At 46.5% G+C, this 23,901-nt stretch carries 21 protein-coding genes; 10 read left to right on the top strand and 11 right to left on the bottom strand.

Annotated elements, in window-relative coordinates; all coding sequences use genetic code 11:
- Positions 1 to 29 precede the first annotated feature (29 nt).
- The 3 genes from FXO21_RS06620 to FXO21_RS06630 all read left to right on the top strand — a co-directional run bounded on the left by FXO21_RS06620 (position 30) and on the right by FXO21_RS06630 (position 5,430).
- Positions 30 to 1,481, top strand: coding sequence for a S41 family peptidase (locus FXO21_RS06620; protein ID WP_149639354.1), 1,452 nt, complete (start codon positions 30 to 32; stop codon positions 1,479 to 1,481).
- A 102-nt stretch (positions 1,482 to 1,583) separates the two neighbouring features.
- A complete protein-coding gene (locus tag FXO21_RS06625) occupies positions 1,584 to 4,010 on the top strand; it encodes an ABC transporter permease (protein WP_149639355.1) in 2,427 nt (808 codons plus the stop codon).
- A gap of 181 nt (positions 4,011 to 4,191) precedes the next feature.
- Positions 4,192 to 5,430 (top strand): L,D-transpeptidase family protein, encoded by a 1,239-nt coding sequence (locus tag FXO21_RS06630; protein ID WP_149639356.1) that lies wholly within the window; start codon positions 4,192 to 4,194, stop codon positions 5,428 to 5,430.
- On the opposite strand, the gene FXO21_RS06635 is transcribed toward FXO21_RS06630, so the two are convergent.
- The 3 genes from FXO21_RS06635 to FXO21_RS06645 all read right to left on the bottom strand — a co-directional run bounded on the left by FXO21_RS06635 (position 5,343) and on the right by FXO21_RS06645 (position 8,301).
- On the bottom strand, positions 5,343 to 6,122 hold the full coding sequence (locus tag FXO21_RS06635; RefSeq protein ID WP_149639357.1) for a murein L,D-transpeptidase catalytic domain family protein: 780 nt from the start codon (positions 6,120 to 6,122) through the stop codon (positions 5,343 to 5,345). The genes FXO21_RS06630 and FXO21_RS06635 overlap by 88 nt on opposite strands.
- A gap of 149 nt (positions 6,123 to 6,271) precedes the next feature.
- On the bottom strand, positions 6,272 to 7,129 hold the full coding sequence (locus FXO21_RS06640) for a prephenate dehydrogenase (RefSeq protein ID WP_149639358.1): 858 nt from the start codon (positions 7,127 to 7,129) through the stop codon (positions 6,272 to 6,274).
- 14 nt (positions 7,130 to 7,143) lie between these two features.
- Positions 7,144 to 8,301, bottom strand: a complete 1,158-nt coding sequence (locus tag FXO21_RS06645) for a pyridoxal phosphate-dependent aminotransferase (protein ID WP_149639359.1) — start codon at positions 8,299 to 8,301, stop codon at positions 7,144 to 7,146.
- A gap of 148 nt (positions 8,302 to 8,449) precedes the next feature.
- On the opposite strand from FXO21_RS06645, the gene modA reads away from it, so the two are divergent.
- From modA to FXO21_RS06665, 4 genes are all read left to right on the top strand, one after another.
- Positions 8,450 to 9,202: a molybdate ABC transporter substrate-binding protein gene (modA, locus tag FXO21_RS06650; RefSeq protein ID WP_149639360.1), complete on the top strand. Its 753-nt coding sequence runs from the start codon at positions 8,450 to 8,452 to the stop codon at positions 9,200 to 9,202.
- 75 nt (positions 9,203 to 9,277) lie between these two features.
- The gene (modB, locus tag FXO21_RS06655) at positions 9,278 to 9,952 is read left to right on the top strand and encodes a molybdate ABC transporter permease subunit (RefSeq protein WP_149639361.1); all 675 of its coding nucleotides are present in this window, start codon (positions 9,278 to 9,280) and stop codon (positions 9,950 to 9,952) included.
- On the top strand, positions 9,933 to 10,823 hold the full coding sequence (locus FXO21_RS06660) for a sulfate/molybdate ABC transporter ATP-binding protein (protein ID WP_149639362.1): 891 nt from the start codon (positions 9,933 to 9,935) through the stop codon (positions 10,821 to 10,823). Before modB ends, FXO21_RS06660 begins: the two co-directional genes overlap by 20 nt.
- Positions 10,824 to 10,900: 77 nt before the next feature.
- Positions 10,901 to 11,578, top strand: a complete 678-nt coding sequence (locus FXO21_RS06665) for an SGNH/GDSL hydrolase family protein (RefSeq protein WP_149639363.1) — start codon at positions 10,901 to 10,903, stop codon at positions 11,576 to 11,578.
- Positions 11,579 to 11,757: 179 nt separating this feature from the next.
- Here the strand turns inward: FXO21_RS06665 and FXO21_RS06670 are convergent, their stop codons facing one another.
- From FXO21_RS06670 to FXO21_RS06700, 7 genes are all read right to left on the bottom strand, one after another.
- The gene (locus tag FXO21_RS06670; RefSeq protein ID WP_149639364.1) at positions 11,758 to 12,654 is read right to left on the bottom strand and encodes a nucleotidyltransferase family protein; all 897 of its coding nucleotides are present in this window, start codon (positions 12,652 to 12,654) and stop codon (positions 11,758 to 11,760) included.
- A gap of 123 nt (positions 12,655 to 12,777) precedes the next feature.
- Positions 12,778 to 13,104 (bottom strand): HesB/IscA family protein, encoded by a 327-nt coding sequence (locus FXO21_RS06675; RefSeq protein WP_149639365.1) that lies wholly within the window; start codon positions 13,102 to 13,104, stop codon positions 12,778 to 12,780.
- 75 nt (positions 13,105 to 13,179) lie between these two features.
- Positions 13,180 to 14,115, bottom strand: a complete 936-nt coding sequence (locus FXO21_RS06680; RefSeq protein WP_149639366.1) for a homoserine kinase — start codon at positions 14,113 to 14,115, stop codon at positions 13,180 to 13,182.
- Positions 14,115 to 14,504, bottom strand: coding sequence for a HEPN domain-containing protein (locus FXO21_RS06685; RefSeq protein WP_149639367.1), 390 nt, complete (start codon positions 14,502 to 14,504; stop codon positions 14,115 to 14,117). Before FXO21_RS06685 ends, FXO21_RS06680 begins: the two co-directional genes overlap by 1 nt.
- On the bottom strand, positions 14,501 to 14,839 hold the full coding sequence (locus tag FXO21_RS06690) for a nucleotidyltransferase domain-containing protein (RefSeq protein ID WP_149639368.1): 339 nt from the start codon (positions 14,837 to 14,839) through the stop codon (positions 14,501 to 14,503). Before FXO21_RS06690 ends, FXO21_RS06685 begins: the two co-directional genes overlap by 4 nt.
- A gap of 36 nt (positions 14,840 to 14,875) precedes the next feature.
- On the bottom strand, positions 14,876 to 17,332 hold the full coding sequence (gene thrA / locus FXO21_RS06695) for a bifunctional aspartate kinase/homoserine dehydrogenase I (protein WP_149639369.1): 2,457 nt from the start codon (positions 17,330 to 17,332) through the stop codon (positions 14,876 to 14,878).
- A gap of 221 nt (positions 17,333 to 17,553) precedes the next feature.
- The gene (locus tag FXO21_RS06700) at positions 17,554 to 18,294 is read right to left on the bottom strand and encodes a hypothetical protein (RefSeq protein ID WP_149639370.1); all 741 of its coding nucleotides are present in this window, start codon (positions 18,292 to 18,294) and stop codon (positions 17,554 to 17,556) included.
- A 208-nt stretch (positions 18,295 to 18,502) separates the two neighbouring features.
- On the opposite strand from FXO21_RS06700, the gene FXO21_RS06705 reads away from it, so the two are divergent.
- Positions 18,503 to 18,754 (top strand): hypothetical protein, encoded by a 252-nt coding sequence (locus FXO21_RS06705; protein WP_149639371.1) that lies wholly within the window; start codon positions 18,503 to 18,505, stop codon positions 18,752 to 18,754.
- A 1-nt stretch (position 18,755) separates the two neighbouring features.
- Here the strand turns inward: FXO21_RS06705 and FXO21_RS06710 are convergent, their stop codons facing one another.
- Positions 18,756 to 21,713 (bottom strand): FAD-binding and (Fe-S)-binding domain-containing protein, encoded by a 2,958-nt coding sequence (locus FXO21_RS06710; protein WP_149639372.1) that lies wholly within the window; start codon positions 21,711 to 21,713, stop codon positions 18,756 to 18,758.
- 95 nt (positions 21,714 to 21,808) lie between these two features.
- Here FXO21_RS06710 and FXO21_RS06715 point away from each other — a divergent pair, with 95 nt between their 5' ends.
- Together FXO21_RS06715 and FXO21_RS06720 are read left to right on the top strand one after the other, a co-directional pair.
- Positions 21,809 to 22,345, top strand: a complete 537-nt coding sequence (locus FXO21_RS06715; RefSeq protein ID WP_149639373.1) for a hypothetical protein — start codon at positions 21,809 to 21,811, stop codon at positions 22,343 to 22,345.
- A gap of 82 nt (positions 22,346 to 22,427) precedes the next feature.
- Positions 22,428 to 23,882, top strand: coding sequence for a thioredoxin family protein (locus FXO21_RS06720; RefSeq protein ID WP_149639374.1), 1,455 nt, complete (start codon positions 22,428 to 22,430; stop codon positions 23,880 to 23,882).
- Positions 23,883 to 23,901 lie beyond the last annotated feature (19 nt).

Raw genomic sequence — 23,901 nt, forward strand, 5'->3', positions numbered from 1 at the left:
CATTTTTGCAAAAACTTTAAAACATAGCCATGTATTTCAAATTGATTATCTACTTCCTCTCCGCAATGCTTTTGTCAGAAGCGGTTGCACAAAAAAATTCGGCATATATCACCCGGGACGCTGCTCTTAAAGATTTGCATATCATCCGCAAATCGACCGAAGAAGTACACGCCGGCCTGAATCGTTTCAATCAGCAGAATACATTTACGGCCACTTATGATTCAGTCAAAAGCGTGATAGAAACCTATGACTCACTTTCTCCCATTCAATTCTTCCGGGTTATCAATCCTCTTTTCACAAAAATAAAGTGCGGCCATGTAAAGTTTCTCCCGCCCATGCAGGATTTTCCGTTTTATTATCATACGGAACAGGTACTTCCCATTGTCGTTCGCTTCGACGACAGTGACCGGTTACTGATCGTAGCTTCCGATCGCAGGGAGCTTACCGGCAAATTCATTACGCACATCAATGGCACCGGCATTCCTGAGATACTTCAGACTTTGCGACGTAACATGTTTGTCGACGGAGATATTACGGCTTCGGCCGACGCGCAGATCCAGCAATATTTCAGTGCCTGGTATGCTGACTTTATACAGGACAAATCTGATTTTCTGCTTACCCTTACCAACGCTTCCAATCATAGCGAAGCAATCCGTGTGAATGGAATTTCTTCAAAAGAATGGATCGCGCTTGACAAAAGCTTTACGAAAACTGCCCCTCAAAACGAGCTGCGTTTTGAAAAGGATTCCATTGCAATCTTGCGCATTGCACACTTTTATGCCAGTTCCTCAAAAGCTTTCGATGCGTTTTTGAAAAAATCATTTTCAGAAATTAATCAACGAAAAACGAGCCGGCTGATCATCGATTTGCGTGGGAATGAAGGCGGTACCGACATGCTGGGTAAAGAATTGTACACTTACATTGCGAAAGGCGAATTCCAGTACTACGATCATATCGAGGTAAAAATCCGGAGCAAGAAGGACGTAACCTATCGCGATCTCGCCTATTTTCCGAAATTTTCAGGCTTAGCGGGACTATTTATAAAAAAGAAAGACGGTAAACTAGTCTGGAATAAACATCAGAATCTGGGTACGCACCAGCCAGCGCGAAAGGCGTACCAGGGAGAAGTATATTTTCTTAGCGACGGCCTGAGTTATTCGGTTACCTCTGAATTTTTAGCTGTTGCAAAAAGCCAGTCAAGGGGTGTTTTTGTTGGCTCTGAAAGTGGCGGGGCTTATTCGGGTAACAATAGTGGTGCCTTCCTAATCTTCAAACTGCCTGCATCCCGGTTTGATATAGGTCTTCCTGTTGCCACCTATTATTCCGCAGTTCAACCGCCGAAACAACCCGCGCGCGGCATCATTCCGGACTTTCCGGTCAAACCTTCGGCTGCCGATTTACTGGCCGGGCGGGATGCTGTCCTTGAATTTGCGTTCAGCCAACCCCGCCCGGTCAGCGTACCGGATAGTGCCCGTCGCTGAACATGAGCTGTCCGCTTTCGAACATTGCGACGGTAAAAACAGCGCATCTGAACGTTAATTGAGCTGTTTTCAAAATGGCAAAGTATTTGAGCTATTGTTTATATGCTGAAAAACTACTTCAAAATCGGTTTCAGGGTTCTTCATAAGAACAGGGGATATTCTTTTATCCATTTGGCAGGTCTCAGTGTGGGGCTCTGGGCCTGCCTCGCTGTGGCAACAGTTGTCATCGACTCGTTTTCCTACGACAGGCAATGGAGCAAAGGAAATGATATTTACCGCATTATCTCGGTGGATCGGAAGGCCTCCGGCCTGAATGAACGCTCCGCTTCCTCTCACGAAGGACTGGCTGCTGAACTTCAGAAGCAGTTTCCCGAGGTAGAGACCTGGTCAGCATTCAGTACGGTCGAGCGTCACTTTAAAACTGCCAAGCATGCAGGGGAAGGCATGAAAACCCAGGTATTGCGCATGGATACGACTGGATGGGATATGCTTGATATTCGCATCATTTCCGGAAATCCGCGTCACTTTACTGCAGGTACCAATAATTTAATCGTTTCCAGAACTTTCGCCGAAAGCTTTTATCCCGGGCAGGACATTGTTGGAAAGATCATTTATGATATACCCAGCTTTCAGGCAGAAGCGTCGCCTTATCTGATCACGGGTGTGATAGAGGATTTGCCTTACAACAGCCACCTGCGAGCCGATGCGATCTGGGTCCAGCAAAAGAAGGTACAGCCTTATGCAGCGAACGGATTTTTTTCATTTAACCAAAACTATATACGACTTAAGCCGAACGCGAACGTGCAGGCGTTTACCGCGAAAGCCAATAACTGGTATCAGGAGGTCAATAATGATAAAGGGGCCAAAAGAATCAATTTACAGCCGCTCAGGGATATTTATCTGCATTCCGATTTCTCAGATTGGCAAGCCGTTAAGGGCGATGCGCAGGCCATCTATATTTTTTCAGGGATTGCGGCGCTGTTGCTTTTTATTGCATGTGTCAACTTCGTGAACCTGAGTACCGCCCGGGCGTTCGCAAGATTGAAGGAAGCCGGCGTGCGCAGGATACTAAGCGGGTCGCGCGTGCAGCTGATCTGGCAATTTCTGACTGAAACGATGATCCTGTTTGGTTTTTCAATGGGAATAGCTGCACTGCTCTACTATTATTCGCTGCCTTCTATCGAAAATTTTCTCGGCCACAAATTGATCGAGACTTTTACAACCAATATGCAAATGGCGGTCGCAGCCGGGCTGGCCATTTTTGCAACGGGCATGATCACCGGCTTTTATCCGGCCTGGCTGATTTCCGGGTTCAAGCCGGCAAACACGATCAGGGGAATGATCAGTAATTCTTTTGGACAAAATACCGTCAGAAAGGGTTTGGTCGTAGCTCAGTTCTCGATATCGGTTTTTGTACTGATCGCTACGATGGTCGTTTGGAAACAATTAAGTTTAATGGAAAACAAAGACCTGGGCTATGATAAGAAAAACCTGCTCAGCATAGGAAGCGTTTCGTGGGACGGGAAGGCAGATGCTTTCAAAAATGAAGTCCTGCGTATTCCCGGTGTAACCAAAGCCAGCATTTCCCAATGGATGCCGACACAAGGCGGCGGCTACATGACCCGCGAAGTGCCCGACCCCTCAAATGCCGAAAAACATCTGAAAGTCTGGTTCATAGCCGGCGATGTCGACCTTGCCGAAACAATCGGTTGGAAGCTTGTAAAAGGAAGGATGTTTCGTGGCCCCCACTCCGCCGATGTGCTCAATGCAGATTCGCTGCAGAATGCCGATTTCAGGAAATATGAAGAGGCAATAACAACGCAAATCTCGTTAATAACTGAGTCGGCCGCTAAATTACTTGGGGTGAGCCAGCTCGACAGGCAGATTGGAAGTACTAAAACAGTTCCGGTAGGCATTATCGGAGATTTCAACAACGAGTCACTTTACGAACCGATCAAGCCTACCCTGATCCTGGCCAACAGATCGCCTCAATATGGCGGGATGCTGATACGCGTGCAGCCGGGTACTGAAAAGCAGGTGTCCGCTTCCATTCACAAACTCTGGAAACAATTTTATCCTGCCAAGCTGCTGGCACTGGATAGCGTTGAGGATCAACTTTCAAAACAGTATGAATCGGAAATGCATTTGCAACAGCTCTTCATGTTTTTCAGTGGACTGAGCATGTTTCTGTCAGCCCTGGGAATTTTCGGTCTCGTAGTACAAGCAGCCGAGCACCGTTCTAAAGAAGTAGGTATCCGGAAGGTACTTGGTGCTTCGGTAACTGGAATAGTTGCTTTACTTTCGAAAGACTTTTTAAAGCTGGTAATGATCTCCGTTTTGCTGGCTTCGCCGGTTGGCTGGTTTGCATTAAATAAGTGGCTCGACAACTATCCGTACCGGACAGAAGTCAGCTGGTGGATATTTGCATTAACAGGCGCAGGGGCGATCATAATCACGCTGGTAACAGTCAGCTTTCAGGCAGTGAAAGCCGCTCTGACCAATCCTGTCAAAAGCCTTCGCAATGAATAGGGATTAAAAAAGGGGAGTTTTGAAGCATTTCACTGACTCTAAATTTCCCCATTTCCTTAGCTGATATCAAATTAAAAAAACTATACAGCATTGATAATAAAGAAATTACAATAATCCCCCTGCATCGGTTGGGTTAGCATAACAATTGTATTGTCCTTGTCAAATATCAAAACCCAAGACAATGCAAATGTTTTCAGGCCTCGGCCGTTCCAGGTATATTCCGCTCCTCATTCTTTTCGCCCTCGCTATTCTCCAATCCTGCCGGAAAAACCCCAAGGAGATGACCAGCGCGGAACTGGCAGAAGAAATCACCAAAAAAAACTATGATAAGCTGCTCGAATTCTCTAAAACCGTCGGAGTTGATCCTGAAAAGTTTTCGGCGAAAGGTGGAATAGCTCCGGTTTACGCCCTGCTCGAAGAAATAGGATTCGGACATAAGCCTGCAATCCGGTTTACTCAGAAAAAAATAGAAGCTGATACAACTGTACTTCGCAAAGCAGCCGAGGAGCTGGTTGAAGGTAAGAACATTGAAAAGGTAATGGAAAAGCTCGAACCCGTTTTTCCTGTATATAACAACCTGAAAGTCAATTACACCCGCTTACTCAAAGAGAATAAATACGATAGCGCGGCTTATGTGGCCGAAGCTATGAATGCATACCGGTGGATTCACCGTCAGACGAAAAACGCACCTCGTTTTGTCATGGTCAATATCCGGGGAGCTTACCTGACCGCGATGGATTCGGCTGGCAAAAATGTTCTTACCATGCGCACAGTCGTTGGCAAAGCCGACACGCCTACTCCCACTATCGACACCTACGCTACCAGCATTGTAACGCATCCCTACTGGAATGTGCCCAAAAGCATTGCGATGAACGAAATTCTTCCAAAAGCAATGAGCGATCCTGAGTATTTGTCAAGAAACCGGATTCAGATTATTGATAAAAACGGCCAGGCAGTGAATCCGGAGGAAATTGATTGGGAAGAAATCAAAGAAAAGAAATTCCCTTACCGGTTCAGGCAGGAAACGGGTGAGGATAATTCACTCGGATTATTGAAAGTTGAAATCAAAAACCCGCTGGCTATTTACCTGCACGATACCAACGCGAGATATCTGTTCAAGAGCGAGCAGAGGTGGAGAAGTCACGGCTGTGTGCGGGTGCAACGGCCGACTGATCTGGCCAATTACATGGCAGGTACCGAACTATTATCTAGTGATTTCATGACCGAGCCGGATACTATTTCAACTCCTCCGAAATGGCATAAGCTGAAAGTCAGGATACCTGTATTCCTGCTTTACCTGGGTGCTGATTGTAATGAAAAAGGGGATTTGCTTTACTTCCCCGATATATATAAAAGAGGATCTCCCAAGGCACGCCTGACGTTATCCAAAGACAAGCCCGCCAGCAAAGGGGATGCCTGAAGGTATTTTTGATTAGCCGAATAGATAAATAACCCGGCGCCACCATACAGCAGGTTGATGATCTTTTTAGAATCTTCCACGGAAACAGCCGGGCAGCCCAGACTACGGCCCAGCCTGCCTGTATTTTTGATAAATGATTCGCTTACATAATCAGCGCCATGCATAACGATCGCCCTTTCCAATGCGCGGTCGTTAATCCCTTTTTCCACTCCTTCCAGCTTTAAAGACAAGCCGTGCTTCCCCTGATAGGTACCTAGTGTTTTATAAAAACCGAGACTGGATTGGTAGGAAGAGTTATCATTTGAAAATTTCTCAGCAAACTCCTCACCCGAATTACGGCCGTGCGCCACATATGTATTGTATAGCACCTTCTTTTTGAGAAGATCGATAATGTATAGCCTTTTGTTTCGGGAAGATTGGGTAAAGTCGGCAATCGCGAGCACCTGATTTTCCAGCTTCATTTTTTGAAAACCAAACCATGCGCAATAAAATGCTGCTTCTGATAATCCCTGTTTTTTCAGATCCAGGGAGTCATATAAAGAAACCCACTCTGGCCGGGAAATTGAATCTGATTTAACTACACTAACTTTTCGGGTAGATGATACTTCTGTAAACGGATTGATTTGCTGAATACCTAAGGAAACACTAAGCGCAATAATCACCGCCACAAAAACCGCATGAGCCTTCGTCATTTCTTATTGTTTTGTTGAAAAATAGGATTGCAACTGATCAATAAATAGGTAAGAAGTTAACAGGCAGGCTTACCTTAATGGTTCCTAAAAATATAAAAAACGCCAGTAAATCATTGACTTACTGGCGTTTACAAAATCACAAATAGCCACTATTTCTTCTCAATACCTGCCAGTATCCTGCCAATGTCATTGGCGCGGCTCATGAAATTAAGACTGGTTGCCAGGTCCTCGCGATCGATCGCCTCCTTGAATTTTTTCAGCAGCTCAATATAGTCTCCCAGAGCTTTGGAGACATTCGTTTTGTTTTGATCGAAAATCGGGGCCCACATTTGCGGCGAGCTTTTTGCCAGTCTGACCGTCGAAGAAAAACCGGTACTCGCCATATCGAAGATCGCTTTTTCATCCGCTTCCTTATCCAAAACCGTTAATCCAAGTGCAAACGAACTAATGTGGCTCAAATGCGAAACATAAGCCAGGTGCAGATCATGCTCCACCGGCGTCATATAATGGATCTTCATGCCGGCATCACGTAAAAACGTTTCCACCAGTCCGAGCGATTCGGGATTACTTTTCTCTTTATCGCAGATGATCACATTTTTGTGCGGCAGCAGCTCCTTAAATGCAGCGCCGGGACCTGAATTTTCGGTTCCCGCCATCGGGTGCACGGCTACAAACTGGTTTCTCTTGGGATGCGTATCGGCCATTTGGCAAATCAATTCTTTCGTTGACCCCAGATCCATGATCGTGCGGCCTTCCGGCAAAAGGTCAAGCATGTAGGGGAGCAGTTTCGAAATGGCATCTACGGGCGTAGCAAGCACATTCAGTTCCGCCATTTCCAATGCTTCTTCCAAACTGACAATTTCGTCGACAATACCTTTTGCCAATGCAATCTTCTGATTTACACCAGAATTATCAACTCCCACAAACCTGACATTGGGATATTTTTCCCGCAATGCCAGTGCAAAAGATCCGCCTAAAAGGCCTATTCCTATAATACTAACTACCATATTATTATATTGACTTAGCCTTTAATTCTTTCAACTGCCTCCCAGATCCGCTCTTTCGGCAAACAAAGTGACAGCCTGATATAACGCTGGCCTTGGGGTCCGAATATGAAACCGGGAGCTATAAAAACGTGCTTCTCAACAAGCGTCTGATTCACCAGCTTTTCAGCAGATTCCACCGAATCCGGCAATTTGCCCCAGAGAAACATCCCTTCCTGTTTCGGGTCCCAGTTACATCCTAATGTACTTAAAAGTGCCTCGGCAGCTTCTAGTCGCCCTTGGTATACTGCATTTCTTTCTGCGTGCCATTCGTCGGAGTTATACAGAGCAGCCACTGCTGCTTCCTGCATCGCCCAGAACATACCCGAATCCACATTGCTCTTAATCGTCAGCACGGCATTAATATAAGGCTTCGCTGCCGCCAGCCAACCCATTCGCCAGCCCGCCATATTGTGCGATTTGCTCATGGAATTCAGCTCGATAGCCACTTCCTTCGCGCCTTCGACAGACAACAGGCTGATCGGCTGTTTTTTGTTCAGGATCAAGCTGTAAGGATTGTCGTGGCAAAGCAATACCCGGTGTTTTTTGGCAAAAGCAACGGCATTCTCGAAAAGTTCCAGAGTCGCAGGTGCGCCGGTTGGCATGTGGGGATAATTAAGCCACATGATCTTCGTCTTGCCGGTCACCAGGCTCTCCAATGCATTCCAGTCGGGCTGCCAGCCATTTTCTTCCTGCAAGGGATATTCTTTCACCACTGCACCCACCATCTGACTTACTGCCCGATAGGCAGGATATCCAAGTTCGGGTACCAAAACTTCGTCGCCCGGATCGAGGAAAGTGAGGCTTACGTGTGTAATACCTTCTTTTGAGCCTATTAACGGCAGGATTTCTGAATTGGGGTCGAGTTTTACACGGTAATTATGATCATAAAAATCAGCAATCGCATTGCGAAAGGCGGGGGTACCTGTATAAGACTGATAACCATGCGCATTCGGTTTCAATATGGCTGACGACAACGCTTCAAGCGTCGCTTCCGACGGCATCATGTCGGGGTTACCAATTCCCAGATTGATAACATCATGCCCTTCGGCAATGAGTTTACGCACTTCGGCAAGCTTTACTGAAAAGTAGTATTCAGAAGTCTGCTTTGTACGCCGGGCGGTTTCTATGATCATTTTAATACTGAATTTCGCCTGGGCACCTGGCCGCCAGCGGTTAAGATCTCGTCCAGAATGGTCGAAATGGCGCGCAATTTACGATATTTTCCCGATCAGGCGGATTTTGAAGACATGTATGCCAAACAAAAATCCTTTAAATTGCAAGATGAAGTTTCAGCATTTAATCCTTTTTATCGGACTGATTCTGGCTGGCTGCTCCAAGCCTTCGGAAAAAATAATCGTGGCTACCGCCGCCAACGTGCAGTATGTGATGAAGGAGTTGAAAATTGAATTCGAGAAAGAATCCGGAAAGCAGATTGAAATCGTCGTGGGCTCTTCCGGTAGTCTTACCACCCAGATCCGGGAAGGAGCACCTTTCGACGTATTCGTTTCTGCGGACACCAAATATCCTGACGAGATCTTCAAAAATGGTGGTTCTGACGAAAAACCGAAAGTATATGCACTGGGATCGCTGGTGTTATGGTCAAAAAACACCCCGCAGGCAGAACTCAATACAGCTTTGCTGACAACAGAAAAAATCAGGAAAATCGCAATTCCCAATCCGAAAACGGCACCTTACGGAGTTGCAGCAATTGAAGTAATGAAATCACAAAGGCTCTTTGATCAAATTGAGCCGAAACTCGTATTCGGCGAAAGCATTGCGCAAACCGCACAATATATCATGTCCGGGTCAGCAGAAATCGGTTTCAATGCCCTATCAATCGTATTATCACCGGAAATGAAAAATAAAGGACACTATATATTGTTAGATTCAACATCATACCAACCAATACAACAAGCTGCAATCCTACTAAAACACAGCAACAATTCACCCAAAAAAGAGGCCAGCCAAAAATTCTACGATTTCCTGTTTTCCGAAAAGGGCAAAGCCATTTTAAAAAAATACGGCTACAAATAGTGACACAAAGCAGCTCATTCTCATTCCGAGGCGGCTCATTCGGTCATTCAGTCATTCAAAATTCACTAATTAAAAATGGACTACCAGCCCATCTGGCTTACTTTCCGGCTCGCGATCATTACATCGGCAATTTTGCTTGTGCTAGCATTGCCGGTGGCTTACTGGCTTGCATTCGGGAAGTTTAAAGGACGCGGCGTGGTGGAAGCTGTGATCGGTTTACCGCTGGTTTTACCTCCATCTGTGATCGGATTTTATCTTTTGCTCGCTTTCAGCCCCTCCTATTGGTTTGGCGCGTGGATCGAGAAAGTGCTGGGGCTTCGACTCGTTTTTTCGTTTCCGGGACTGGTGATCGCTTCCATTTTATATAGCCTGCCATTTATGGTTTACCCGATCCGCGCCGGACTGCAATCTCTGCCGCCTTCGTTGCGGGAAGCCTCCTATACTTTGGGTAAAACCGAAATGCAGACGTTTTTCAGGGTATTGCTACCCAATTGTAAGCCTGCTATTCTCACAGCTTTTGTACTCACATTCGCGCATACCGTAGGCGAGTTTGGGGTGGTTTTAATGATCGGGGGAAATATTCCGGGTGTGACCAAAGTGGCGTCCGTCGCGATCTATAACGAAGTGGAGGCGCTGAATTATGGCGTGGCAAATCAATATGCGATGGTTTTGTTTGCGATCACTTTTGTGATTTTATTGCTGGTCTATTCAATCAACAACCGTCTGCTTCGTGTCCGACAGTCAGCTTAACATTGCGATCAGGCATACGCTCCACACCGCCCAGGGCACATTGCCCATGGAAGTATCAATTTCACTGGAAAAGGGCGCTATAATGGCTTTGACTGGGCCTTCGGGAGCGGGAAAAACGACGTTGTTAAAGCAAATTGCAGGATTACTCATACCAGAGGAAGGCGCAATCTCTATCAATAGTACTGTCTGGCTCGACACTCAAAATCAGATTAAACTGCCTCCGCAGCACCGGAACATCGGTTTTGTTTTTCAGGATTACGCTTTGTTCCCCAATATGACCGTAGCCGAAAACCTGACTTTCGCGCTATCCAAAAAAGGAGATAAGAAAATCGTGAATGAGTTACTGGAAGCCACCGGGCTGAACAATTTGACGCACAGAAAGCCCAATCAGCTTTCGGGCGGACAGCAGCAGCGCGTCGCACTGGCTCGGGCGCTGGTCAGGAAGCCTGATTTATTGCTGCTCGACGAGCCGTTCTCTGCCGTAGATCCCGATATGCGTTCCCAGTTGCAGGAATTGATCCTGAAATTTCACAATCTATACCAATTTACCGCCATAATCGTCACGCACGAAACTGGCGAAATTTTCCGCCTCGCGGATCAGGTGTGTGTATTGGAAAATGGGAAAGTCACTAAGTTCGCCACGCCAGGCAGCATTTATCTGAATGCTGATCAACATGAAGACTCTTTTTTCATATATGGAGAAGTAATCAGCTGTGTGCGGGAAGCGGACTACTTACTGGTCAATTTATTGATTGACAACAGGATCCGACAGATTAAACTATCCGCGGAAATGGAGCAGCAAGTTATTCCTGGTAAAAAATTCGTACTAAGCTATCCGCTCCAATTCCCTGAGATTTTGTGGCTCGATTGATCTCAGAACCAGATATTGATCGAAAGTAACTTTGCGTTTAAACCGTCTTTATCCCTAAAATCCTTTTTACAATTCCTATGAAGCTACTTTTCAAATTATTACAAATTGCCATTTTCGTTTTGCCCATGATCGCGATGCGGCAGGACAAACCCCTGAAAGTCATTTTCTTCGGCGATTCGATTACGCAGGCTGGCGTAAGTCCCACGGGTTACATTACGCAAATGGGCGAAATGCTGAAAGCCAAAAACCAAAACAACCAATATGAACTGATCGGAGCCGGAATCGGGGGAAACAAGGTATATGATCTTTACCTCCGGCTGGAAGATGATGTATTGTCAAAAAAACCTGATGTCGTTTTTATTTATGTGGGGATCAACGATGTGTGGCATAAAGCTTCTTCGGGAACTGGTACTGATCCTGATAAATACGTGAAGTTCTATGAGGCCCTGATCAGGAAAATGAAGGCACAGAATATCCGTGTGATCGTCTGCACGCCGACGGTGATTGGCGAAAGAAACGACAATTCGAACCAGCAGGACGGAGATTTAAACCAATACTCCAAATTGATCCGCGAGATTGCTTCAAGAAACAGTTTGCAACTCTGCGACCTGCGTAAACATTTTGCGGATTACCTCACGCAAAACAATCCTGAAAACAAAGAAAAAGGAATCCTGACTTCCGACCGCGTGCATTTAACTGACGCCGGGAACAAATTTCTGGCGGAGAAAATGCTGGAAGCGTTAGTGCAGAAATAATGAGCTTTTTCCGTTGACTGAAGTCAACGGAAATTGATTTCTTTTGTCAGGTGACAAATTGTCTCTTGTACCAAGGTGAATGAACCCTCAGAAAATTTCCAGTGCAGACCCGCCAATCAATAGACCTAAAAAATATCAATTTCCGCCGACTTCAGTCGACGGAAATCGGTTTTTGGGGACTACCACAATTTATCAGGATATTCTCCTGACTCGTGCAATGCTGCCAGAGAAGCCTGTACATTCGGTTTGTCATCCGGGTAAGTCACTCCAAACCAGTCGGATGAGCTGCGGAATACGCGACAGTTACCCAGACCTTTTTCAATAAGTCTGGTCATGACGGTAGGGATGTAGAATTCCGCTTTTGGAGTATTGATATTCTCTCTTGCGTAGGTTTCGAAAAATTCTTTTGTAAGCGGGAACATCGTCGGCTTGAAGCCCCAGAAATTCATAGAAACCGGAGTCTCTGGCTCCAACTCGGTTTTTACGCCGTCTTCTTCAAAATAGATCTTTCCATCTTCCTCGAAAATCTTGGTACGCTCCACTACCGATTCGAGGTTATGGTCGGCCCTTTCAATGCAAATGCCGCGGGATACTGTTCCGTTTTCAGACAAAGTCCTTTTCAGCTCGTAACCGATCATCGCGTGCTGGCTGTCATCGGTGTCACTTTGCAGGAATTTTGCCATCGTTTCAAATGCGTCGCGACCATAAAAATCATCTGCATTGATCACTGCAAAAGGTGTATCCGTCTGCTCCCAGGCACACAAGGTAGCGTGGCCGGTACCCCAGGGTTTTGTTCTTTCCACAGTTCCCAGGTCTTCCGGAACATAGGATTGTATCCCCTGGATTGCGAAGTCAAAATCGATCTTACCTTTCAGTTTCGGGGCAAAAATGGCTTCTGCACTGTCTTTTATTTCCTGGCGGACGATAAAAACTACCTTTCCAAAGCCGCTTCTGATCGCATCATACAATGAATAATCGATGATCGTTTCGCCATTAGGCCCAAACTGGTCCAGCTGCTTGATGCCTCCGTATCGGCTGCCTATTCCGGCTGCAAGAATTAAAAGAGTTGGTTTCATTAAAATTGGTTAAGACTATACTGTGGTGTATAAAAGTTGTCGGCAAAATAAGCCCATTCAACACGATAAAAAAAACGCGCTCCCGATTTGGGTGCGCGTTTGAAGAATAAAATATTTTAAAATTTATACCGCAAAGCTTTCTCCGCAGCCGCAGGTACGGGTTGCGTTGGGGTTTATAAACTGAAAACCTTTGCCATTCAGCCCGTCAGAAAAATCGAGCGTGGTACCTGCCAGGTAAAGAAGGCTTTTCTTATCGACGATGATTTTGACGCCTTTATCCTCAAAAACCATATCAGTCGGCTTGGAATCTGAATTGAATTCTAGATTATAAGTTAAACCGGAACAGCCACCTCCCAAAACGCCTACCCTGATCTGGTAATCATCGGCAAATCCATCCGCTTTACGGAGTTCCACAATTTTGTTTTTGGCGGTATCGCTTACAGTAACCATGATTTTTAAATTTTGTAACTACCCTGTTTAACAATCCGCGACGCTCAGAAAGTTCACCTAAATCAAAAGAAACAGCTATTCTGTCACAATCATTGCGCCGCCCGTATTGATCTGCGAAACGTGCAGGGCAGCTGCTATTCCAGCTTCTGCAAACCTGTTTTTCATCGCTTCCCCGGCTTTCTGAGCATTCTCCACTCCTCTGCTCAACGCGAATATCGACGGGCCTGAGCCCGAAATACTGCAACCTAATGCGCCGTTGTCAATTGCAGCCTGCTTTACTTCCTTGAATTGCGGGATCAAAATCGAGCGCACCGGCTCAATGATCACATCCACCATCGAGCGGCTGATCAGTCCATAATCGGCCTGCATTAATCCAGCCACCAGGCCAGCCACATTACCCATTTGGGAGATCGTATTTTTAAGGGAAACCTCGTTGCGCAATATAAAACGTGCATCTTTTGTATTGATTTCAATATCCGGATGAACGAGCGTACAGTACAAATCGTCGGGTACCGGGATGGTGAAAATATCCAGCGGGTTGTAGCTTCTTATCACCACAAAACCACCCAAAAGCGATGGTCCCACGTTGTCCGCATGCGCCGAGCCGGACGCAATTCTTTCGCCTTCCATGGCAAATGGAAGCAGTTCCTGTCTGCTCAGCGGCTTGCCCAGCATTTCGTTGATCGCCACCACGCCGGCAACCGCGCTCGCGGCGCTGGAACCCATTCCGCTGCCCAGGGGCATATTTTTGTGCAACACGACCTCGCAGCCAAAATCGGATATTCCTAAATGTTTGAGCAAATGCAGCATGACGCCGGTAACCGAATTTTTCTCTGCATTTCTTGGCAGCCTGCCTTCATCGCCGGTAATGTCGGTGATTACGATACCCGGCTCGTCACGGCGGCGCAGTTCTACGGTATCGCCCGGCTCTTTGATTGCAAACCCAAAAATATCAAACCCGCAAGCCACATTAGCAACCGTAGCCGGGGCAAAAGCTTTTACAAAATTCACTATAAATGATTGTTTTCTTTTAAAAATTGGAGAGTAGACTTCACAAATTGAGCAGCATCATCAAGAGATTCGAGTGCCTGCTCTTCTGTAACTTCTTCATAGTCATAATCACCAAACTGTCTTTTGACAAATGACCGCTGTAATCTGTCACTCAATAAACTGTCAAGCAGTCCCGACTTTATATATAACTCGCGAAACTTGTTGTGAGCGCCAACGTGTGTCTTTGCGTGAACATGTTGAATGAACAATAACATTTGCACCGAATGGAAAATCGCATAATAAGCTCGGTTAATACAAGCTTCAAAATGTCCTTCATCAAATGAATCCTTGCTGGATTTGACGCATTCTTGCACCTTTATCAGGATTTTGGGCAAGGTTGCGCCGGTCATAACTCGATTCCTTCTTGAATGACATTGAAACCCAGAGGCGTATTCCCGGTATATAATTTTTTGTTCGTATAGGGGATTGCAGATACCCAGAAGCCATATTTCAAGCCCAGGTCGCTCATTAGAGGTGACAGATTGCTAATCTCTGAATACGATTTGATCTCTTCATCGTTTAAAACAACCAGATAATCCACATCCGACTCTTCATGCTGTTCGCCACGGGCATATGAACCGAACAATATCACTTTCTCAAGCCGGTTACCATATAGCTGGCTTACTCCATTAACAAATTCTTCTGTCAATGCTGATATCGCCTCCGGAACCTTTCTGTTGCTCATAACCAAACCGTTTGAAATACAATGCAATTTAACACATTACCCCAAATAGCTACTGATACTCATGATGTCGGCAAAAACGCCGGAAGCGGTTACTTCTGCGCCGGCGCCGGGACCTTTGATCACCAGCGGGCGGTCTTTGTAGCGTTCTGTGGTGAATGACACAATGTTGTCGCTGCCGGATAAGTTGTAAAATGGATGCGACGAATCGACCGTTTTCAGTTCGATGCTGGCTTTTCCGTTTTCAAGCGTTGCGATATAGCGCAGCTTTTCTCCATTTGCTTCCGCACTGGCCTGATTTTCAGCAAAGTAATTATTTGAAATTTCCAGCTCGCTGAAAAACGCATCCACAGTGGGCGCATTCAGGCAGTTTCCCGGTAATATCTGCGAGATCTTGATTTCTTCCGGTTCAAGCGGCACGCCTACTTCCCGTGCAAGTATCAGGATTTTCCTTCCGACGTCGGCCCCGCTCAGGTCATCGCGCGGGTCGGGTTCTGTGAACCCTTTTGCTTTCGCCTCTTTCACCACGTCCACGAAGCGGTTTTCAGAATTAAAATTGTTGAATATATAGGATAATGTTCCAGAAAGGATCGCCTCGATTTTCAGGAACTTGTCACCACTGGCCATCAAGCCCTGAATGGTATTGATAATAGGCAAACCCGCGCCCACATTGGTCTCATACAAGAATTTCACGCCACGTTGCAGCGCAGTTCTCTGCAGGGAAACATACTCGGAATAAGAACCGGAATTCGCGACTTTATTGGGAGTAACTACCGAAATGCTGGCGTCCAGCAGGATCTGGTAATATTGGACAATATCTTTATCGGAGGTACAATCCACAAAAACGCTGTTCGGCAGGTTGAGCTCGATCATTCGCTGGACAAATGCAGGCAAGCTCGTTTTTACACCTTCATCCAGTACCCGGTCGCGCCAGTTTTCGGGCCCGATGCCCTCCGGATCAAGCAACATTTTTTTGGTATTGGATAAACCGGCTATATTCAGGTTCAGCAGTTTTTCTTCTCTTAAATATCCGGTCTGGTTCCGGATCTGTTCGATCAGCGTACTCCCGATCAACCCTACCCCCACTATGAACAGATTCAGCGAGCGCGTTTCCGACTGGAAGAATACGCCGTGGATCGCATTCAATGCTTTTGATAAATCACTTTTAGCAATAACCACTGAAATATTCAGCTCCGACGAACCCTGGGCAGTAGCTACTACATTAATACCGTTTTTACCCAAAACAGAGAACAGCTTGCCCGAAACTCCGGTGCTCTTTTTCATCCCCTCGCCCACAATAGCGATAATTGACAGGTTTTTCTCAATGGAAATGCCGTCGATATGCCCCAGGCTGATTTCAATCGCAAACTCTTTTTCCAGCACCTCAGTGGCCTTCTGCGCATTTTTTGGATCGATAGAAAAGCAGATAGAATGTTCCGAAGAAGCCTGTGAGATCAAAATCACACTGATCGCATTGTTGGAAAGCGCAGTAAATAAACGCCCCGAAATCCCCGCCACACCGATCATCCCGCTGCCCTGGATATTCACCAATGCAATTTCATCAATCGAAGAAATCCCGGTGATCGCATATTCTTTTCCATTAGCCGCCTTCTGGACATAAGTACCTTCAAATGCGGTATTGAAGGTATTAAGCACTTTCAATGTGATATTTTTAGCGAATGCAGGCTGCAAACTCGGCGGATAAATCACCTTCGCACCGAAATGGGAAAGCTCCATTGCTTCCGCGTAGGAAATGGAAGGTATCGTAAATGCATTGGTCACTTTTCGCGGATCGGCAGTCATCATACCATCCACATCCGTCCAGATCTCAATCGATTCGGCATCGAGCGCCGCGCCCAGAATGGACGCTGTATAATCAGAGCCGCCGCGGCCCAGCGTGGTGGTAACCCCCTCTGCAGTAGATGCAATAAAGCCGGTAACACATTGTAGTGCAGCGGTTTTGGCAAAATATTCTAGGATCTGCTTATTGGTTATTTCGAAATTCACATCACCCATTCCATAAGTCGCGTTGGTGTGGATGATCTGGCGGGCGTCGCAGAATTCGGCTGCTATTCCTTTACTTTTAAGGATTTCGGTGATCACCATGGTAGACAACCTCTCCCCGAAACTCATAATAAGGTCCAAAGTCCTTTCCGACAGCTCTTTAATCCAGGAAACGCCCCTTAATATATCTTCCAGTTCATTAAAAAGTCCCCTTACCGCAGCAAAAGTACTGCTCTGACTCTTGACCGGGATCAGGCCTCTAACCACAGCAAAGTGCCTTTCCTCCACACCTTTCAGAAATTCGACATAATCCGGATTGCCGGAAGAGGCCATTTTACCGATTTCGATTAAACGATTGGTTACCCCGCCCATCGCAGAAAACACGACGGCAAACCGCTCGCCTTTTGCAAGGTTTTCTTCCAGGATATTGATTACTGTCTTGATGCTGTCAACCGAACCGACAGAGGTACCGCCAAATTTAAGAACCTTCATTGAATGCAATATTCGAATACACTTTGATTTACAGCCTGAAATGGCCTTTTTAGAACAGGACGCAAATATAACAATTCAAACGCCGCTTACTTCAAACATCGCACGAAATGACGGTGGTCAGACCCTGCGAGCTGTATTTGCAGATTTAATAGTTCTAAAAAACAAAGACCGGCAAGGCGCTAAAATGCCTTGCCGGTCTTTGTCTTCTTTATATTCAGAACTTAAAATGCGATTCCCAGTCCCACTCCTACATTCACAACGCCTATAAAACGCTTTTCACTTACAGATTCAGAAAAGTCGAAATTACCTCTTACGGCCCTGATTGTTACATCTTTAATCTCAGCTTCGGCCCCGATCACATCGCCGCTAAGCTGGAAAAACAGGTTTCCGACTATTGGTAACCGCAAACTGGCGCCGCCAGCCAGCCCGAATGCTGACGTGGAGGCTGGTTTGAGGTCCACCGTGATCGGCTCTCCGCCGGCTTCCGATAATCCGATAAGATTGACCGAAGGAGAATCGGCCCAGACTTTCCCAACCTGTCCGTGCACCTCAATCTGCGCGCGACCCATATTAATATAGAACGCCGGTCCGATCATCAATGCATTGAGCTTCCATTTTGAAACTTTCGTGTCCCACAGAAAAGTTTCGCCCAAAACCTGTGCATAAGAATTCGCTTTGTCGACAATCGGCTCCGACATCGTGGTATTCAGGTTCATACTTCCCGAGGCCCGTAAACCGAAACCGCGGGACAATCGGAAATCGAAATTAGCCTGCCCGAAGTAACCCGAGCCAGTCAGACCGGCAAAAGGGTCATCGAGCTTTTCCCTCGCAAGCTCGCCTACCGGCAAACTGTAACCGGCTGTGACAGAAAGAAAACTTCTTGTATTTTGTGCGTAACCCTGACTGTAAATCAACGCAAAACAGCAAATCAGGAGCGCGCGGAAGTTGATGAAAATCTTCATGAAAATATGGCTGGATGTAATAGAAAACGCCTTTGAAACTAAAATTCATTATGCTAACACCAAACATAGCGGTTTTATTACATTTTTATTTCAGCTACTTGGTTTGGGGAAATTTTATCAACACAATGTTATATAAACGACGGCTCAGCCCTGTTTTTGCGGTTGGTACAAAAATGGTAGGTACTTCATCAAACTAAATCATTGAACCATGGATAATAAGGAAACAGATAAAGAAGCAAGGGCTACCAAAAACACCAAGAACGTCTGGAAATGGATTCTTGGGGTCGGCGTAGTTTTAATGATTATCGCGTTCTGGGGAGGATTTTTTAATCATGATGAAAACTTTCAGGAATCAGATACCCCCTCGGAAAGCGTCCCTGTTGCAGATTCCGTAGCTTCGGATACAATGGCAAGGATGCGTTCAGATACGATGATGGAAAATGTGAGAGGCACGAAATAAGTTACCTGATCAACGCTTCCCACAAGATTTCTACGGGATGTTTTGCTTTACGTCCCGTACCATCTTTGATCTGATGCCGGCAGCTGGTCCCGGATGCAGCAATGATTACATCCTCCGGCTGCTGGCGGACAGTCGGGAATAGTACCAGCTCTCCGATTTGCATTGACACATCGTAATGTTCCTCTTCATAACCAAACGAACCAGCCATTCCGCAGCAACCTGAAGGGATCAGCTGGGTCTGGTAATTTTCAGGCAGGGAAAGCATTTTTTTTGAAGCAGATAAAGTAGACAAAGCCTTCTGGTGACAATGTCCGTGCAGTTTGATCAGCTGCTTTTTTTGTGTAAAAACGGCTTTATTAATACGTTTGGCGTCGATTTCCCTCGCTATGAATTCTTCAAAAAGCAATGCATTTTCGGAAATCTTTTCCGCGTCGCTACGGTGGTTCTCCGGTACCAGATCAATGTATTCGTCCCGGAACGAAAGGATAGCAGACGGTTCAATGCCGATCAGCGGCGTTTCATGGGTGATCTTATCTTTTAACAGACCAACGTTTTCAATAGCAAGCTGCTGCGCTTCTTTGACAAAACCTTTGGAAAGATACGATCGCCCCGATTCTGTGTGTTTTGGAAAGACCACTTCATACCCCAGCGCTTCCAGCAATTCCACAGCCTTTTGACCAATTTCGACATCATTATAGTTCGTAAACTCGTCACAGAACAAATATACCTTCCCAGTTTTCGGGTCCGCAGCATTCATTTTTTTTCGCTTCTGCCACCATTGAGATAAAGTCTGCGAAGCAAGAACAGGCATAGAACGTTCCGGGTGAAAACCTACCATTTTGTTGGCAACTTTACGCAACGCCGGCTGCCCGAAAACCGCATTAAATGCCCAGGGCGCAATAGAAGCCAGTTTCATTTGTTTCGAGAAATTCGCGATCAGCCTGCTGCGCATCGGAACACCATGCGACTCGTAATACTGCTGCGTAAATTCTGCCTTCATCTTCCCGATATCCACACTCGATGGGCATTCGGACTTGCAGCCCTTGCAAGACAGGCAAAGGTCCAGCACTTCCTTCACCATTTCCTGATTGGCCCCGATCTGCTCCTTTTTATTGGAAGGCGTAAAATATTGCCGGAGAATATTAGCCCTTGCGCGGGTAGTATCGCGCTCGCGGCGGGTGGCCATATAGCTGGGGCACATGGTACCGCCGGTCAATTCGGTTTTCCTGCAATCGCCTGACCCACTGCACTTTTCAGCGAGTCGCAGTATGCCCTCCTGTTTGCTGAAATCGAAAATCGTTTTGATCTCCGGCTGCGGCTTATCCTGCTCGTAGCGCAGGAATTCGTTCATTGGCGGGGTATCGACGATTTTATTGGCATTAAAAATCCCGTCTGGGTCCCAGATCCGCTTTACCTGCCGGAACATTTCATACACTTCATCCCCCATCATAAACGGAATGAACTCGCCCCGCAGCCGCCCGTCGCCGTGCTCACCAGACAATGCGCCATTGTATTTTTTGACCAAAACGGCAGTATCTGCGAGTACCTGCCTGAAAAGTGCCTTTCCCTCAGAAGTTTTGAGATTGATCATCGGCTCGACGTGCAGTTCACCGGCGCCAGCGTGGGCATAATAGGAAGCGTGCAGGTTGTGCGACCGCAAAAGCGATTCCACTTCTTCAATGTAAGCAGGCAGGTCCTCTACCGCCACCGCACAGTCTTCGATCAGGTTGACCGGCTGCGTATCTCCGGGCAGGTTTCTGATTAACCCCAGACCTGCTTTCCGGATATCCCAGGCAGCCGTCGCTTCATTTCCAAAAAGCAGCGGATAAGCATAGCCCAGGCCATTTGCGGTTAAGCCGTTGATCAGGTTGCTGGCTTGCGCTTCCACTTCCTCGTTTGTATTTCCCCAAAACTCCACCAATAATAAAGCAGCCGGATCGCCCTGCATGAAAAACCGGTTTTGTGAGTACACGGTGTGGTCTTTGGTAAAATCCATAATGTACTTATCCACCAGCTCGGAAGCCTTCGGATTCAGCTGCATGGCGACGTGGTTGGCATGCAATGCCTCTGCAACCGAGTTGGTATGTACGCAAACTACGCCCACCGAGGCCGGCGGCAAGTCGACCAGTGCCAGTTTTGCCTCGGTTACAAAGCACAATGTACCCTCCGAGCCTGCGATCAGGTTGCAGAGATTAATATGGCCGGTCTCAAAATTGCGGACAAGCGCATCGAGCGCGTAGCCTGAGTTGCGGCGCGTTACAGTCGCTTTCGGAAATTGCTTTTTGATCAGTTCCTGGTCGACAGGATTCGATATCAGCCCGAACATCCCTGCCAAAATCGCCTTTTCGCGCTCACTTTTCAGCTGTTTGTCAGCAATTCTTTTGGTGTATTCAATGACGGATTGACTGGAGAAACCTGCGTCCCGGCCGTCGGAAAGCAATGCTTTTACTTCCAGTAGATTACCTCTGGTGTCGCCCCAGGTAATCGAATGCAGGCCGCAGGAATTGTTGCCGATCATTCCACCGATCATCGCCCGGCTTGCCGTAGAAGTCTCCGGGCCGAATAGTAATCCGTAAGATGCCAGGTATTTATTCAGATCGTCGCGGATCACGCCCGGCTGCACCCTTACCCACTTTTCTTCCTGATTGACTTCCAGTATTTTGTTGAAATGTTTCGAAATATCCACCACAATTCCTTTTCCCACCACCTGCCCGGCCAGCGAAGTTCCGGCAGCTCTTGGAATGAGGGTTACCTTATTATTTTTTGCAAAATCAATTAACGCTTTGATATCCTGCTCATTTCTTGGCAGTGCCACTGCAATCGGCAGTTCCTGGTATACAGACGCGTCGGTGGCATAAATGGATTTTTGAGCCTTATGCAGGTTGGAATCGTCAAAGTAAAGCTCGCCTTCGAATTGACGGCGCAGGAGATTGAACTGGAATTGTGAAACTGGATTCATCAGAATTTAGGAATATACCGGCTAATTTAGGTCACAAAAACTATTTATTCCTGTAGAAATGAAATTTGATTAAATTGGAATTAAATATTCTGGACATGAAAAAAATATCTATTCTGCTCACAGCTCTCCCCCTGCTTTTTATTGGTTGTAAAGAGAAAAAAGAAGTTGAGCCTGCATTTCAATTCTATCAGACGATCGGCGGTGATACAGACAAAGGCCGGAGTTGGAAGCTCGCCCACTTTTACAGCAATATCGGCTTATCGAACTACGAAAACACTGTAGAAAATGGCATTGACGGCGCGGATCATCATCCGGATTGGGTATCTGACAATTACTATACATTCTTTAAAAATGGCTATGGTTTATGCTTTGAAGTCGGCGTCATCAATCCACAGGTGAATGTTGAAACGGAGGAATCTTACGATCCAGAAGCCGCAGCATACAAATACATTCAATTTGATTATGGCGGGGGTAAAACAGTGAATATTACCAACCGTGTTCAAAAACCCGCGTTTTTCGGAGAATGGGATATTGTTTCCGTTACATCTGACGAAATAGTGTTGTACCAGCAGGAGAAAGAATATAATCAGGAACACGTTATCGTTTTCAAATCTACCCGGGGCGGTATCTGAGATACAAGGCGGATTCGATTACGTATATTGGCACAGTTTTTACATAATCCTGTTCAGGAAAAACTGTTATCAAAAACAAAACATGAGAAAAATTACTATACTGATCCTCACACTATTCAGCTGCTACACTTTTGCACAAAACACTGCGACGATCACACTCTCTATTTCAAAACAGGGGCCTGTTAATGTCACATTGGTCAGCGAGGATGTTCATTTCCACCCCAATCTGGGCATTGGGCTGGCAGACGCCAAGCTGGAACCGGTTATGGCGGTCAATTTTGCCGAAAAGGCCAGCGAGAAAGCAGTCATACAGTTAAACAAGCCGCAAATGATGCGCCTGCAATACAGCGGCAACGGATTGAATAAAACGTGGATGCTATTTATGCAGCCCGGCGATGACCTGACAATCAATTTTGCCGAGAACAATGATGTTACCTTCACCGGCAAGAATGCGAATTATCAGACTTTCCTGAAAAATTATTTTCTCGAAAATCAATATCAGTACCTGCCTGTTTTTGGCTATAAACCCTCGCAGATCGACAATAAAAGTGTTTTGACGCAAAGCGACAGTCTGAAAAAAGTGCGGCTGGAAGCTTATGATAAATTCAAAACGGCGAATCCGGCTGTGCCTGCATTTGAAGCTTATGTACTTGCAACAACCGCCACCGAGCCTGCGCTTACCCGCAGGTTGATACAGGAACGCATTATGCGCCGGAACCGCGTTACCAAACTCGACGATGCACAACGCAAAGAGTTAGAGGATGCGACATTGGCCGACTTTAAGATCATGCCCGACGATGCATTGCTGAGCCAGGCTTACCGCGACGAATTGCGCAACTGGGCATTAATACCTTCTACCCGGAAATTCCCGCTTGCCTCCGAAACCCGCTACGAGACCAGTCCCGAGGCATTGAAAGATGTATATGCATTCAGCAAGGCGCAACTGGCCGAATATCCAAAGCAGAAAGAGTATTTGCTGACTTACTGGCTTAACTATGCAGCCACGGCGATACCGACCGTTGAAACTGCAAAAACACTGCTGGAAGATTATAAGGCGGCTTTTCCACAGTCTCCAAATACCGAGTACATCACCAAACTCATCCAAGCCAAGGAATCGTTACAACCTGGCGCTACGCTTGCGGATGTCACACTGCTTGCGCCCGACAGTAGCGCGGTGACGGTCGCTTCGTTGCAGGGCAAGCCTGTTTGTATGGTATTTTCGTTCAGTATCGGTCAGCACGAACCGGGGTTGAAAGCTCTGGAAGATAAATTCGGAGCTAATGTGCAGTTTGTTTACGTATTGGTTTCGCCTGGTATTCCACTTGCGACCTGGAAACAATATGTCAAAGAGCGGCCGAATGTGAAACACCTGTGGGCTTCCGATGAAAATATTGAGCTACTGAAAGAGAAATACGCGATCGATATCCGCTATCCTTTCCTGGTGGCAGATTCGGGTGGCAAAATCGTTAGCCGCTGGATTCCACAGGAATTCCCTGATAATAAAACGCTTGCGGCAGAATTACAGAAAGCAAAATAGCGAGGAAGCGCGGAGGTAT

This window comes from Dyadobacter sp. UC 10, assembly GCF_008369915.1.
GTDB lineage: Bacteria > Bacteroidota > Bacteroidia > Cytophagales > Spirosomataceae > Dyadobacter.